The sequence below is a fragment of the Microvirga sp. 2MCAF38 genome, from assembly GCF_052115485.1.
Classification (GTDB): domain Bacteria; phylum Pseudomonadota; class Alphaproteobacteria; order Rhizobiales; family Beijerinckiaceae; genus Microvirga.
Window position 1 is genome coordinate 242099 of record NZ_JBFRGU010000004.1, and the last position, 15075, is coordinate 257173.

The 15075-nt window shown below is 53.7% G+C and carries 5 protein-coding genes; 1 reads left to right on the top strand and 4 read right to left on the bottom strand.

The annotated features are described in order from the left end of the window. Window positions 1-664 precede the first annotated feature (664 nt). The 4 genes from AB4072_RS10170 to AB4072_RS10185 form a co-directional block, all read right to left on the bottom strand. Window positions 665-7312, bottom strand: coding sequence for a hypothetical protein (locus tag AB4072_RS10170; RefSeq protein WP_441967673.1), 6648 nt, complete (start codon window positions 7310-7312; stop codon window positions 665-667). 729 nt (window positions 7313-8041) lie between these two features. Next, window positions 8042-8362: a hypothetical protein gene (locus AB4072_RS10175; protein ID WP_441967675.1), complete on the bottom strand. Its 321-nt coding sequence runs from the start codon at window positions 8360-8362 to the stop codon at window positions 8042-8044. 11 nt (window positions 8363-8373) lie between these two features. After that, window positions 8374-9606 (bottom strand): M10 family metallopeptidase C-terminal domain-containing protein, encoded by a 1233-nt coding sequence (locus tag AB4072_RS10180; RefSeq protein WP_441967677.1) that lies wholly within the window; start codon window positions 9604-9606, stop codon window positions 8374-8376. 26 nt (window positions 9607-9632) lie between these two features. Further along, on the bottom strand, window positions 9633-11462 hold the full coding sequence (locus AB4072_RS10185; RefSeq protein ID WP_441967678.1) for a hypothetical protein: 1830 nt from the start codon (window positions 11460-11462) through the stop codon (window positions 9633-9635). Between the two features lie 333 nt (window positions 11463-11795). Here AB4072_RS10185 and cas9 point away from each other — a divergent pair, with 333 nt between their 5' ends. After that, window positions 11796-15065 carry a type II CRISPR RNA-guided endonuclease Cas9 gene (gene cas9, locus AB4072_RS10190; protein ID WP_441967680.1) on the top strand — a complete coding sequence of 1090 codons (3270 nt, stop codon included), beginning with the start codon at window positions 11796-11798 and terminating at the stop codon, window positions 15063-15065. Window positions 15066-15075: the final 10 nt, after the last annotated feature.

Consider the following 15075-nt stretch of genomic DNA (forward strand, 5'->3'; position numbering starts at 1 on the left):
GAATGGCCCTAACAACGGCCCCAGCAGGCGCCAGAGCTGTGGCGAGATCGGCTCATTGGTTGAGCGGCTTGTAACTCGGACCCTTTCTCTCGCGTCGTGAAAGCATCTGCGAACTGGACTGTTCGTTATGTAGACGAACAAAAAAAGGAGGCGCCGTAGCGTCGCCCTTACTGAAAAAAGCCAGGGTGCGCCAGATCCGCGTCGATGAACTGGGGGGGGCGCGTTCAGCATCCGGCTTCCCCGGACTGCGAGGCGTTCAACTTCCAGGAAGACGACCTGAGGCCAGAGCGAATCGTCGATATCGCGACTCATGGCCGATCAGGGCGATGTTCACATTCTTACCTTACACCGACAGGCAGTATGAAAATATCGTCCGATTTTTCGACCAGCGCCGTAAACGGCAGCGGAAAACCCTGATCAGTTCGCCCTAATTTCTAGAAGTCCAGCGATTTTTATCTGCAGCCGAGGAGCCGTTACTTTATATTTTTCAATGAGATAACGGCTGTCCAGCTTAGCAGCTGAGAGATCGTGGCAGCGGCAACTACTAGCGACTCTCAACAGATCACCAGGCCAGCTTAGCAGCTGAGAGATCGTGGTCCAGCGGCAACCGGATAGCCCTCGATACACTCCGCAGGCTTAGCTGTTACCTATTGGAACTCAGGTACTATCCTGCGAACCGAAAATCGTCAGCACTCAGGCTCGACAAAGCGACATACTTGAGCAGCAAAGTACTACGATCATCGGTCGTAATCAGTACATCCGCGCCTTGCTGCGTCGAGTGAGCAAGAACCTCTGCGAAATTCACGAACGTCGCCTTACGAAACTCGATCACATCGCCACTTCCTGGACCTGCCTGAAATTTTTCAATGATGTCGCGACCGAATTGCGTCTTGAACGAGAACACATCATTCGCGCTGGTCCCCTTCAAGATATCGTCTTTGGCCGTGCTGTAGAAATTGCTCGCGTAAACAATAGTAGCGTTACTCTCGAACAAAGCACCAGATTCAATACCGAAAGCGAGATCCGCGAAGGACGCTTTGGTCGCGAATGGACTTTCAAAGAAAGGAGGATGAAGGCCGTTATCGTTGTCCTCGCCCATCTGAACTATGTTGCCATCAGCATCATATCGCACTTGTTTATGGACCCATGTTCCGACGCCCGTTTTCGTCCACGTATCGACCCATTTTTGACCCTTATATTCACCCTTATCATAGTAAGTCTCCGCACTAACAGCATGATCGCTCGCATCACGGATAATTGTATAAGAACTATAGTCAAAGGTGTCTCTTGGATCCCTCACCTCCAGAAGAGCGGTTTTATCTTTGTTCTTGGTATAGATGATGCTTGGATCCGTTTCCCCAATGAATTGTTCTATCTTCCAATCCCAAGAGCCCGTCCCCTTGTTGAGAGTTGCGATCTCGCGGCTTTTAATGTTATCGCCAGAGTACTCCCAAGTTTCGATCGTCTCTTTATCCTTGTAGATGATCTCTCGGCGATCTATGTGTGTTCCATCAGTCTTGGTCGTTATGCGCTCTTTCCAGGTACCGGATCCGATATTTTTCTCCCACAAAACTTCCTTCTTCACGCCGCCTACAGAATCGGAAATTACCTTCTCGTAATACTTGACTTCGTTTTTGTCAGTTTTGACGAGCTTCTCATACCATTTTTCGCGGTTGAAGCGATCCCATTCCTGCACTTGAGACGACTTGTCGTCGTAGACATATTCTACCCGAAGTTCCACGGCCCGAGTATCGTTCGTATAAGTGACCGCGTACTTGTACCAATCGGGAGATCTGCTGCCATACGGATCATACTTGGCATCAAGCAACGTGCCGTCGTCGTTTAGGATCTCTTCGTCGATCTTCGTCGAACGACTTTCATTCGTGTATAGGATCTTGGAATAGGTAGGATCGCCCGATACGTTAAACGGATCGAAGATGTGCTCCATGAACTGCAGATTGTCTTTCAGCTCGGCGCGATAAAGTTCTGTTGTCTTGGTTGGATCCACCCATTTGACCGTCCTGCGTTGCCATGCTGATGTTTCATTATCGATATCGTGGTCGATCTCGGCGTAATTCCCGTTATCGTACCAGGTGATCTCCTTCGTGGTGATCTTGGTCTCACCCTTGTAGTGCGCCTCATATTTCTGCCAGTCGAGCGCGGCTGTGTAGTCCCACGTCCGAACAATACCCTTCGTCAGCTTCTTGTCGGACAGCCACTGCTCTTCCTGCCATAGTTCACGCGTCGGAACAGCCTTGTCGTAGTGCGTCACTTGGGTTGACCAGGTTGTTCCCGAATAGTCCCAGAACTTCACGAGCTTCGAGAGTGTCGGGTGAGTATCATAGTCGACAATGTATTTCGTCTCGCGAGCGTCGGGACCCGTACCCTCGCGATGCATTTCCCAACTCTCCCAATCAAGCCCGGCATAGTCCCATGCCTTTTCAATGCTGCGAGGCTTTACGTAAACCTCATCTACGAAGTAGCCGTGGTAGGAGTAGAACTCCCAAACCTTGCGTTCGCGTGGATCGTACTTTTCTGTGAAGCTCTCCCATTCCTCCCCGAGCCGCTTGCTCTCCAGGCGGCTATCCACGTAATTGAGCTCGTCTGAATCATAGTCAGCGCCCTCGATGACATAGGATCCATCGTCGTTGTTCGTTCTCTGCCACAACGTGCGCTTCAGATTATCCAGATGCCGCTCAACGTTGCTCCAAACGGAAGCGCCATAGTCCCACTCACGCTGAACATATTCGACTACGCCTTCGATCTTTTCGTGGAGCATGTCCTCTTGCCAATACGGTTTGGCACCGTCGTAGGCGGATTGGCTCTCGTAGCGCGTCTCGCGCGTGCTCCAGTCTTCAGCCCTGTAAGGATCCCACTGCAGAACCTTGTATAGGCCGCCATCCATCTTATAGAGATGTTTGACTAGGTTGGCGTTCGCGTCGAACGTTTGAATGTAAAACGCCCAGTCCTGTTCAGTCCCGCCGGGACTTACATCCCACGCATACGCGAGCCGAGAACCGTCGTATTTGAATTCGGTTCTGCTGACACGAACGCCAGCAAGGTTGCGGTGTTCGATAAAGGCGTGAAGCTGTGATGGATTGTCGGGATCGATCTCCCAACCGAGCCGGTTCTTGGAGCCGTCACTATTCTCCAAATCCCAGGCAGATTCCGCGTCCGTATTCGTCATGTAGTCGAGATCGGCCTTCGTGAACTGGCCGTCGCTGAAGCGGAAGATCTCGATGTCGGCAAAGTCCGTTCCATCGGGAGAACCGGCACGCTTGTCGACGATGGAATAGCGACCGGTCGCCGTATTGAAGCGGATCTCATAGTCTGTGCGCCTACCGCTCAAGACAATCACATCGACGCCGCTACCTCCATCGATGAAATCAACATCAGGGCCGCCAATAAGGGTATCATTGCCGTTACCGCCGAAGAGTTGATCACGGCCGCCGCCGCCATCAAGTGTGTCGTTCCCGTCGGCTCCTGAGAGCATGTCGTCGCCAAGACCGCCGACAAGACTGTCGTCTCCGGCATCTCCTGTCAGGACGTCATTGCCATCCCCGCCAACGAGTGTGTCTGCGCCGTCGCCGCCCCAAAGTTTGTCGGATCCTGCGCCACCATCGAGACTGTCGTTGCCGGCATCGCCATAGATCTGGTCGTCGCCTTCCGCACCGAGGATTGTGTCTGCCCCAGTTCCACCGAAGATAGTGTCGTTGCCAGCCTCGCCGTACAGAGAGTCGGCCCCCTCTTCGCCTTTGAGAATGTCATTGCCGTCATTGCCATGGAGAATGTCATCGCCCTCGTCGCCCGTAATGACATCATCGCCGGCGCCGCCCCAGATCGTGTCATGACCTGATGAACCGAGAAGAGCGTCATTGCCATCATCGCCATAGATAAGGTCGTTGCCCGCACCGCCGTCGATATCATCACGGCCTTCGTTGCCGTGGATGACGTCGTCACCGGCGTCGCCGCGCAGCCGATCGTTGCCGGAGCCACCTTCGATGGTGTCATTCCCAGCCCCGCCCTCGACGGTATCGTCACCATCACCAGCGAACAGACTATCGCGTCCGTCGCCGCCGAACAGCATGTCGTTGCCGCCCTCGCCGTTCAGGATATCGTCTCCGGCCTCCCCGAAAAGCCAATCCATATCTGCGCCGCCGTTGAGCGTATCGTTACCGCTTCCGCCGTGAAGCTCGTCCCGCCCATCGCCTCCGATCAGAGTGTCGTCGTCGTCGTCTCCCCAAAGGATGTCATCGCCGATCCCGCCATCGAGCAGATCGTTGCCGTTTCCACCGAACAGATTGTCGATGCCTCCGCCGCCGTAAAGCGTGTCGCGGCCATCGCCACCGTAGAGGAAATCTGCATCGTCGCCGCCCTCTAAAAGATCGTCGCCGGCTCCGCCCTCCAAGGTGTCGTAACCATCACCTCCGATAAGCGTATCGTTGCCGTCGTCGCCCTTCAGCTTGTCATCCCAGCTTCCGCCATCGAGATAGTCAGCGCCGGTACCGCCGAAAAGCGTGTCATTGCCCGATCCGCCTTGCAGAATATCGTTCCCAGCGTCACCGTATAATACGTCGCCACCGCTGCCGCCGAAAAGGGTGTCGTTTCCGTCGCCGCCCGAGAGATGATCCCGGTCCGCCTCGCCATAGAGGACATCGTCTCCCTGTTCACCTTCTAGCGTATCGTCTCCAAGCCCTCCGTGGAGGGTATCGTCGCCGAAGCCGCCATAGAGCTTGTCATCGCCCGGGAGCTTGGATTCACCGTCATCCCCGTAGAGAACGTCATTACCGTCTCCACCCCAAAGACTATCGTTGTCTTCACCGCCGTAGAGCGTGTCGTCTCCCGCTTCGCCAACGAGATTGTCCTGATCGGCCTCGCCTTGGAGAATATCGCTGCCCTCACCGCCTCTCAGCGTGTCGTTTCCTTGGCCGCCGAAGATCTTATCATTCCCAGCAGCGCCATAGAGGTCATTGCCGAGATCGTTTCCGGTCATCCGGTTGTTATTAGCATTCCCGACGCCGTTCTTAGCCTTATCGACCAACTTGAGCCTGTTTATGTCCGATGGAAGTGTGCGGGTCTTTGTGTAACTCCAGATTTCTGTGGCGCCCTTGGCGAGTTCGACTTCGGCATAGAGCGCTTTGTTTTTCTTGTCATAAAAAGTCTTCTTGTTCTTCCACTCGCGGCTCGTTTTGTAGTCAAACTCCCAGTTCCAGCCGGATCCATCTTTGTCGATAAAGATTTGCAGTTCGAGGGCTCCAGACTGGGTGTAGTGACTAATCGTGAGGATTCCGTCGCGATCTCGCTGATAGGTCATTCGTACGATGTCTTTGATCTGAACCACACGGGCGGTCAGCGCTCCCGATGAATCGTAGGTGCTGAGAGTTTTTTGAACACCGCTATTTTTCCCTGGAAGCGCAGTGGTAACCTCCTCACGCACAGCGCCATCTGCTTGCACCACTCGCTCGCCTATTTCGAGAACGTCCTCTCCTTTGACAGCGGCGTAACTCTTCTTGTTCCCGCCAGAGGTCTCAGACAAGACAGAGCCATCTGGGTTGTAGGTCAGAGTGGTAGATCCTCTTTGGACTACAATCGGTTCAGTCGTAGAGGCGCCTTCGGCAGGGGCGGGACCATTTATGGAGAGTTCACTCTGCCCCTCGACCTCCGCGTGCGATGTGGCGCCACCCCCAAAGAGCCCTCCCAAGGCCTCCCCTATCGCCCCAAGCGCATTTCCAATCGCGTCAGCGATCCCTCCAAGCAATCCGCCGATAGCATCGGCGAGCCCCCCAATCACTCCGCCGAGGAAATTTCCGACATTCGCAAGAACATCAGGAATACCTACAGATGGGCTTGGAACCGGAGATTTATCATCAAACCGCCCTGTTTTGAGTGCCTGAGTTACTTTGCTGGAGTTGGCCCTTAGAGTGTCTAGTTCCTTTTGCCACTCTGGTCTTGCTGAAGAATGGGGATTTGCCTTGATCGTCTCTTCCAGCTCTCTGATTGCTGGTGCAATTCCCGTAGCAAGGACATTGGCAAGACCATTCTTGATGGCCTCGGCAGTCACCAAGTCATGACTGGCAAGAGCCTTCGAATAGGCTCCCATTTGCTCTGAGAGGTGCTTTCCAAAGTCAGGCGATGCGAACGAATCACTACGATACGCCGCAGCTGCGGCACCGTGGATACCGAACTCATTTCTAAGGTCATTAAATGCCACGGCCGTGTAGGCTTCGTTGCGTAGCATAACCGAGAGGTTGAGATAGTTTTGCAGCGAGTCGTTGTGTACGCGGACCCCGCCGGCGATATAAGTGTGAAGCTCTTCGACTTCGAAATTATAAGTCCGCCAGCCGCGGCGGATCTCGGGCTTGAGCGCGTTTCCGCCGTCGGTGACATAAGCGAATTCTTCGGCTTCTTCGTAGAGATGACGCGTCTCGGCGGAATAGGCGATCCTTTCTGCCGTTACGGATTGAAGCGTCCCATCCTCGAGAACGATCTTTCCACCACGCGCGATGAGATCATCTGCTCTCTCGAACTTACCAAATTCGTTCAGCAAGAGATGGCCAGGAGTCAGGACAAGGCCAATTGAAGTAATTAGCCATTCGGTTGTTATGTTAGTAAAAATTCGTATTACAGTTTTATTTTCGAATTTATTCGAAATTGGGTGAAAAGAATTTACAATATCGCCAACTTGGATTTCATTAATGGGCTTTGATAATCCGCCCGCGAGACTAATTTGTGTATTAGAAGGGAAGCAATTGTGTTTTTCTGTTACTGTATGATCATTAGCTATTCTATTAATTACAGAAATATTATTCTTTAAAACGTTCTGAATTTGCACGGTGAGCTTTAATTTAGCGTCTAGAGAATTTAGCCTTGGATCGTCCACTGAGATAGACAGCAATCCCGCTTTAGCCAAAATTCCATTTGCGGCCATAATGTGGTCTAAGGTTATATTTTCATAATTTTGTCTGAGAAAATCTGCGATAAAGGGACCTGTAAAATTGTTTAACTGATCTTTAAAAGTATCGTTATACGTATCTATCGTATTTTGAATTGGGTTTTTACTAATAAATGCAGTCCCAATTTGTAAATTTTCCAGCCATCCTGTGGCAACTAACGATGCGGGCCCCCAATTTAGAGACAGGTTGGTCGACAGAATAGAATGCTTAAGTGTATTTTGATACGTTTCTGGAAGCCCAAATTCTTCTCGTGTTTTTGTGGCGAGATCAGCGTATTTACTATCCTGTCTCCCAACAATTCCTGATAAACCCAATGCATCGATCGCACGTGCTAGTCCGCTCATGTCTTTATCGGCCATTTTTCACTCCTTGATGGCACTTCGTTTCAATATGAAACGTCTTGCTCGATACATCGAACGCAAAGCAGGAATCGACATCTTCATTTTTAATGCATAATGAATTCTCGATTTGAGCTGAAAAAAGCGAAGGGCTAATAAGATCAGCTTTGATGAGAGAGTTATTATATCTCACTATGGTCCATGCGGTATCGACTCTGTCAACGTTATGTCTCAATATTTTATTCAATTTTTCTTTAGGTATTCTGGTCACCCTTTCCATTTCTATACCCGGAAATACGAGGCAAACCTCATAGGCGCCGTTGGAAGTTAGCTCTTTGAACGATATTGATCTTTTTTCTTGAAATATTGGATCATATGAAAGAATTGGCCCGCGAATATAAATTAGTAGGTTTATTATATTTACTAAGATAAATAAGCAGAAAATGATGAAGCATGCATAAAGAGAGCGCCGCAATATTTTATAGGCGATGTTTAGCATTTCAAAGATGCCTTTTTAATCCGAAAAATTTTGTGATAAAAAAACCTATAAACTGAATCGCCATATATAAAATAATAGTCAATACAAAATATTTAAATAGTATTATTATAACTAATGGAAATATTGAATCAATATCATCATAACTCACGCAGAAAAAATTTCTGCAATAAGTTTTATAACCTCTGAAGTTCATCAAGTATGCGAAATCAATCACAGTTAGCGCCGATACTAGAGCTGCCAGCCAAATGCGTTTATGAGCTTTGTTCATTCAAAAAATCCTTATTTGTTAAGTTACCTCGGCAAAAGGCCTCTTGCATTCCGAGTAGAGCGTTCATTTGAGGAATCCCATGGTTATCCATCGCACGGTCCAGCGGTTCGTGGCCCAGCGTAGGCGCTTCGAACGGCCCCTCAATCGGGTAGATCGGCTCGAGCACCGAAGGCTGCGTTCCACAGACCTGATCGAGCTCGGCCGCCTTCCCGAAGGCGGTCGAGAGAAGCAGGATTATAAAGGCGCCACTGAGCGTTTGCATCAGGCGTATAATCATTCCATTTCCTGTCAGAACGCTGTTCACGAGGATCACCTTCACAACAAAAATTGATCCGCGCGCGACGCAACGGCACGGATCGCAAAGTCTGCGGTTCCGTTTCCGTCAGAATCGAAGCGAAGCTCTCCGAGCGAGGAATTGAAGTAGAATTGCGCAAATTTTGTTGCAGTCAGGATCGAGTCGGCGCCTGCGTTTCCGAGAAACTTCAAGCCGAGCCCGCGCAGATCGATCCGGTCGCCGGGCGTGAAATCGATGATCGCATCTGGACGATCAAGCGTTCCCATCTCCGAGAAACTCTTGAACACAAACCGATCCTTGCCCGGTCCCCCATAGAGCGTATCCGCACCAGCGCCACCGATTATGGTATCGTTACCCTTGCCGCCTCGAATCGTGTTGTCGAGTTCATTCCCGACAATCGTATCGCTGAACTTCGACCCAACCGCGTTCTCGATCTCCGTGAAATGCCCAAGCCAAGTCTGCCCCGCGCTCAGAATTGACGCCGCCTTCTTGCCGATCCAGTTCCAGGAACCGTCATTCATATCGATATGAGCCTTGGCCTTTGCGCCGGCTGCAGAAATCGTGTCGATCCCGCCGCCATCCCAAATCAACTTTGTGGTTCCAAGCTTGTACGTATTGTCGCCGAGCTTCTTTTTTGCCGGCCCATAGATCGCCTGGATCGCCGCCGTATCGAGAACCCCGAGTTTGGTGCCCGACCCTTTGTAGGGTGATGGTCCCCACAGGTTCTGCGACATGACCGATGTCTCAAGCTCACCGGGTTTGAAACCCTTCTTGCCGACGAAGGGATGTGTCAGTCCCAGGCTATGGCCAACCTCATGGGTCGCGGTTATTTGCCCCAACGGTGTGCGAATGAAATCATCCGTATCGAGCCAGATATCGGCTGGCTTCAGCTTATTGCGGTCAAAGGTGTAGGTCAGCCCGCCCGCATAACCGTCAATTCTATAGGGCATCCGATGCTGGCCAAACATGAGGTCGGCATCCTGTGCATCCGATTTGACGAATGTGATGTTGGCAACGGAAGACCAAGCCTTCAGCGCCCTTTCAATCACGCGCTTCTCAGCAGCTGTGTAGCGTTTGAACGATGGGCCCGGGTCGATAATGATGTCAGACCGCAGATCCTCTGACACCGACGTCATGAAGTTGTAGGTGATGACAACGCCATCTCCATCCTTCGCATTGGGATAAGCGCGCTTGTTCTCGAAGATTGAGTAATCTTTGCGCAGTGTCTCGATAAAGTAGGGAAATTGGGCCATAGTCAGATTTCTTAGATTCAGATTTCTTAGATGACGAAAAAGTCTTTGTGGCTCAAGGTTTTGAGCTTTTTGGGAAGGACCGCGATCTTGACGAGACCGCCTGGATCAGAACCGTTCGGGTCATAAAACAGTGCACCCTTTTTCGGGTCGTAGATGAGGCGGTCGCTCTTGTCGTGTGCGGCCGTCCCTTTCCAGAACATCGCCTTCTTGAGTTGGACAGGCGCATCGGGGGATCCGGCCTTGCCCAGTCCCTTGAAGATCTTTTTGTCCAGATAGATGCTGTCGTATTTCACGTTGAAGTCGGTGATGGTATCGATGTTCTTGCGTGCCTTGGGCTTTGTATCGAAGACGAAAACGTCCTCGCCCTCACCACCCGTCAGCGTATCGTTGCCGGCTTTCCCGTAGATCTTGTCGCGCCCTTCACCGCCCGACAGTTTGTCCTTGCCGGGGCCGCCAACCAGCGTGTTGTCCCCTCTGGATCCCGCTCCGGATCCTCCAGCTCCAGTTCCGACACCGTCACTCCCGACGCCGCCCAGGACGGTTTCATCGGTGACGTCCTCAATCGTTATTGTGAAAATCTGATCGAAGTGGCTGCCATCCGGCGCCTTCGCACGGACCGTGATGTTGTGGGACCGCTGCTGCTCGAAATCGAGCTTGATGCCGCTTGCAACAACAAGCCGGTCACCCCGAATAGCAAAGCGATGGCCCGCGTCATCGACGAGCGAATAGGTGAAGGAATCCCCAGCCCCAGTGACGCTTGCCGTCAGCAAGCCGATGACCGTGCCGTCCTGAGCCAGCTCGGGAATACTGGCATGGCTTAAACTCAGCTTTGGTGGGCTTGTTTCGACAACTTGCTCGATCACGATTGTCGAGGTGGCCTTACGTCCACCCTCATCCACCAGCGTAATCGACACCTGCTGTTGTCTGCTTGCCTCAGGCGGAGTGTCATCCATCGTAAAAGTCAGAGCCCTCACGATCTCCTGAACACGTTCAGGCGTTCCGTTCGGCCCGAATGCGATGCTCATGCCGATATCGCCGGCATCCCAGAGCATTCCGACCTCGACGCCTGCTACTTTAACGATACTGCCGGCGACATAACCGGACACAAGTTCAACTGAGCCTGAAACCTCAATGCCTAATCGTCCCGTGGCGTTCACCCCACGCGGGGCGAGCACTGTCAGCAGGCTTAAAGCACTATCGTCGTCAGTGAGTATCGCATTTCGGCCGACATCGACGAAGACAACCTGGCTCGCAACGGCCGTTATGCGGTCGCCATCAAGCTGGAATACCTTCGGCGCAAGATTTTGGTATGTACCCGACGCATCAATGATCGTGTCGATGCCTTGCCGATGCAACGCCTTCCGCTCGCCCAAGGTGAACGTGAGGCCAAGAGCCTCCAGCGTATCATTCTGGCTCTCAATTCCCCCCGCAAGAAGGGCGGTTGCCCTTGCAACATCGTCTCCCCCTGCAATCGTGAGAACGGCATTGTCTGTCGCCAGGGAAATCCGACTAAATCCGGAGACGATCTTTCCAGTGAAGTCAAATACCTCACCTTGGAGGACAAGCTCGTTCCAAGTGATGGCCGATTTGTCACCACCTTCGAAAGTCTTGATGGCCGCGAAACGCTCCTCATTCAGAATGATTTTATCGTGCTGATCAGATCCGCGAACGATTTCAATACTGCTGAAGACACTGGGGGCGGTCAGATCGAAGGTCCCGCCACCGACGAGAAGGAGAACATCATCTCCTGCGCCGCCCTCAAGCGTTGCATTCGCGAGATCCTCAGCGCGCACTTCCAGCGGCGCCGCCATGGGGAATAGGGGTGGCGTATCGTAACGTGCAAAATTCGAGAGCATTGCAACGTGTTATTGCAATTCTCGTTGACAGGAAACTATTCATTTAGAGAGGAGCCTTCCCGCTCTGCAAGGGCTCGCAAAAATCTCGACGATGCCCCAGCTAAGACTCGCTCCCGAGCAGGTCAAAAACGGGGACGATACTTCCCTGTTGAATGAGAACAGGCGCAATATCGCTGCGCAGAAAACAAAAAGGCGACGCCGGAGCGCCGCCCTTATTTGGTGCAGACTAGCTGCTTGTTAACAGCCAGACCACGATCTCTGATGCCTAAACTAACAGTTGAATTGCTTAGGTCAATCGGATTTTATTCTGCGGGATAAAATCCGGAGGGAATGATGGACTGGCGGCTTGGAATCGACCTTGGCGCAACCTCGCTCGGATGGTGCGGGCTCCGCCTCGACGGGAATGGGCAACCTTCGGCCATTATCGGGGCAGGTTCCCGGATTTATAGCGATGGGCGCGATCTGAAGTCCGGCGCTTCCCTGGCAGTTGATCGGCGCGATGCTCGGGCAGCGCGGCGGCGGCGGGATCGGTTCAAGCAACGTCAGGCGGCGCTCATCAAGCACCTTACGAAAGGCGGGTTGTTTCCAGCAGATGGCGCCGAGCGTAGGCTGCTTGAGGGCCTAGATCCCTTCGAGTTGCGAGCGCGCGCACTGGTTGAGCCCCTGCCCCTCTATCACATCGGCCGGGCCTTCTTTCATCTCAATCAGAGACGAGGCTTCAAATCGAACCGCAAAGCAGAAAGGAAAGCGGACGATGAAGCCGGAAAGATTGCCGTCGGTATCGATCGGCTTCGAGTAGCGATCGAGGAAAGCGGAGCCCGCACCTTTGGCGAATTTCTGCATAACCGCCGAGGTGATGCAACGGATCGCAACCGTATTCCAAGCGTAAGAACCCGGCTGCGCCCTGAGACCGGGGACGGGGCAGAGGGTGACGGTTACGACTTTTACCCGGGCCGGGCGCTTATCGAAGAAGAGTTCGATGCCATCTGGGAGGCTCAAACCCCGCACCATCCCGCAACGCTCACACATGAAGTGCACGACCGGCTCTTCGAAATCGTCTTTCACCAGAGACCGCTCAAGGCCCCGGAAGTCGGAATCTGCATGTTGATTCCCGAGGAGAAGCGGCTTCCCAAAGCGCACCCTCTCTTCCAGCAGCGCCGTCTGTTGGAAGAGCTGAATGCGCTGATGATAGTGCGCCCGGGCGAAAAAGCCGAACGTCTGAGGATGGACGAGCGCGAACTTTTGTTCCTGAAACTGAAAGACAAGGCGAAGGTGAAATTTGAGACCCTTCGAAAGGTGCTCAAACTCGACCCCGAGGCACGCTTCAACAAGGAGAGCGAGAATCGGCTCGAACTCAAGGGCGATGAAGTTTCCGCGCTACTGGGCGACAAGAAACGCTTCGGTACACGATGGGCGCATCTTTCCGTCGAGGCGCAGTGGGAGGTCGTGAAGCGCCTGCTCGACGTCGAGACTGATAAAGACGATGCGGAGTTCCGCGGCTGGCTTGAAGCAACGCACGCTCTCTCGACGGATGAGGCGAGAGCGGTCGCCTCGACCGCAGCCAGACTACCACAAGGATGCGGACGTTTCGGCTCCACGGCCACGAGCCGCCTCATCGAAGCCTTACGTCACGAAACGGAAGATGGACGTGTCATCGTTTACAGCGAGGCCGTCGCACGGGCCGGACTCGGGCATCATAGCGATCGCCGGACCGGCGAGGTTCATGCCACCCTACCCTATTACGGCGTCGCTCTCGAACAACACATCATGCCGGGTTCGGGCGAACCCTCGGATTCGGAGGAGATGCGCGTCGGACGGCTCACCAACCCGACGGTGCACATCGGCCTCAACCAGCTTCGCCGCGTGGTGAACCGGCTTATCCGTGCTTACGGCCCTCCCAAGGAAATTGCCATTGAACTTGCCCGCGAATTGAAGCTCACCGACGATGAGAAAAGGCAGCGCAACAAAGAGAACAACGATAACCGCGTCGCGGCTGAGAAGCGTTCCAAAAAGCTCATCGAAATCGGCCAGCCGGATACCGGCGGCAACCGCGCGCTTCTCAAGCTCTGGGAGGAACTGAACCGCGAGAACGCCTTGGACCGGCGTTGTATCTATACCGGAGAGCAGATCTCCGTCGACATGCTCTTCTCTGGCGCGGTTGAGGTCGACCATATTCTCCCGTTCGAAACGACCCTGGACGATTCCAACGCCAACAAGATCGTCTGCCTGCGCGAGGCCAACCGTTTCAAGAGCAAGCGCTCGCCTTACGAAACCTGGGGACACAGCCCGCAATGGGATGAGATTGGCGCCCGCGCCGCCCGCCTGCCGAAGAACAAGCGGTGGCGGTTCGAGCCGGATGCCATGGAGCGTTTTAGGGACGAGGGAGGTTTCCTCGCTCGCCACCTCGTCGACACCCAATATCTCTCGCGTCTTGCGCGCGAATACTTAACGGCACTCTATCCGGAACGAGGCGAGGGTTCGAGTCGCGTCTGGGTTTCGCCGGGCCGACTAACGGAAATGGTCCGCCGAAAGCTCGGACTCAACGAGTTACTGCCCGATCACAACTTCGCTGGCGGTGATGCCTCCAAGAACCGATTGGATCACCGCCACCACGCCATCGACGCGGCGGTTGTTGCCATCGTGGATCGGTCAATGCTGCAGGCTATCGCGCGCGCTTCAGGGCAGGATGGCAGCGAGGGGCGCGAACGCATCATCGTTCCCGAGCCGTGGCAGGGATTCCGTGACGACCTGCGCCGTGCCGTCAACGACATCGTTGTCAGTCATCGCGCCGATCACGGAACGGTTTCAAAATCCGGATTGTCAAAGGGTCGGGATATCACTGCTGGACGGCTGCACAATGAGACCGCCTACGGCCTGACCGGCGAAACGGACGCGAAGGGCAACAGCATCGTCGTAACCCGAAAGTCTCTTGGGGGGCTAAGCCCTTCCGATCTCGACAACATTCGCGATGTGGAGCTTAAGGAGGCTCTGCGTGATTTCACGAAAGGGCGTCAGGGGAAAGATTTCGAAAAGGCCATCGTGGACTTCCCGCATCTCGGCCCCCTACAATTCCGCGGCATCCGTCGCGTGCGCGTGGTCGAGCCGCTGAAGGTCATCGAGATCAGAGATGCCTCCGGCCGCGCCTACAAAGGCTACAAGGGCGATTCCAATTATCGCTATGACGTGTGGGAACTGGCGGACGGCAAGTGGGTGCCGGAAGTCGTTTCGATGTTTGAGGCGCATCAGCCCGGCTGGATATCGAAGATCAGAGCCGACCATCACATCGCGCGCAAGGTTCTGAGCCTTCAGCAGAATGATGTGATCGCCATTGAACCGGAGGGTGGCGAAAGGCGATTGATGCGAGTGGTGAAGTTTTCCCAGATGGGCGCAATCACTCTGGCTGCCCCTAACGAAGCCGGGTCCTTGAAGAGCCGCGATGCAGCGCCGAACGATGTAGACCCATTCAAATATGTGTCAGTTACCGGGAGCAGCCTGAAGAAGGCCAAGGCGCGCCAGGTCCGCATCGATGAACTGGGACGTGTTCAAGATCCGGGCTTCCCTGCCCGGACAGCAAAGCGTCGGACACGCAGGAAGTCGACCTGAGCGGAGGCGG

Coding starts and splice junctions, on each gene's coding strand:
- AB4072_RS10180 (WP_441967677.1), bottom strand. CDS start 9,606: ATGGCCCAATTTCCCTACTTTATCGAGACACTGCGCAAAGATTACTCA.
- AB4072_RS10170 (WP_441967673.1), bottom strand. CDS start 7,312: ATGGCCGATAAAGACATGAGCGGACTAGCACGTGCGATCGATGCATTG.
- AB4072_RS10185 (WP_441967678.1), bottom strand. CDS start 11,462: ATGCTCTCGAATTTTGCACGTTACGATACGCCACCCCTATTCCCCATG.
- cas9 (WP_441967680.1), top strand. CDS start 11,796: ATGGACTGGCGGCTTGGAATCGACCTTGGCGCAACCTCGCTCGGATGG.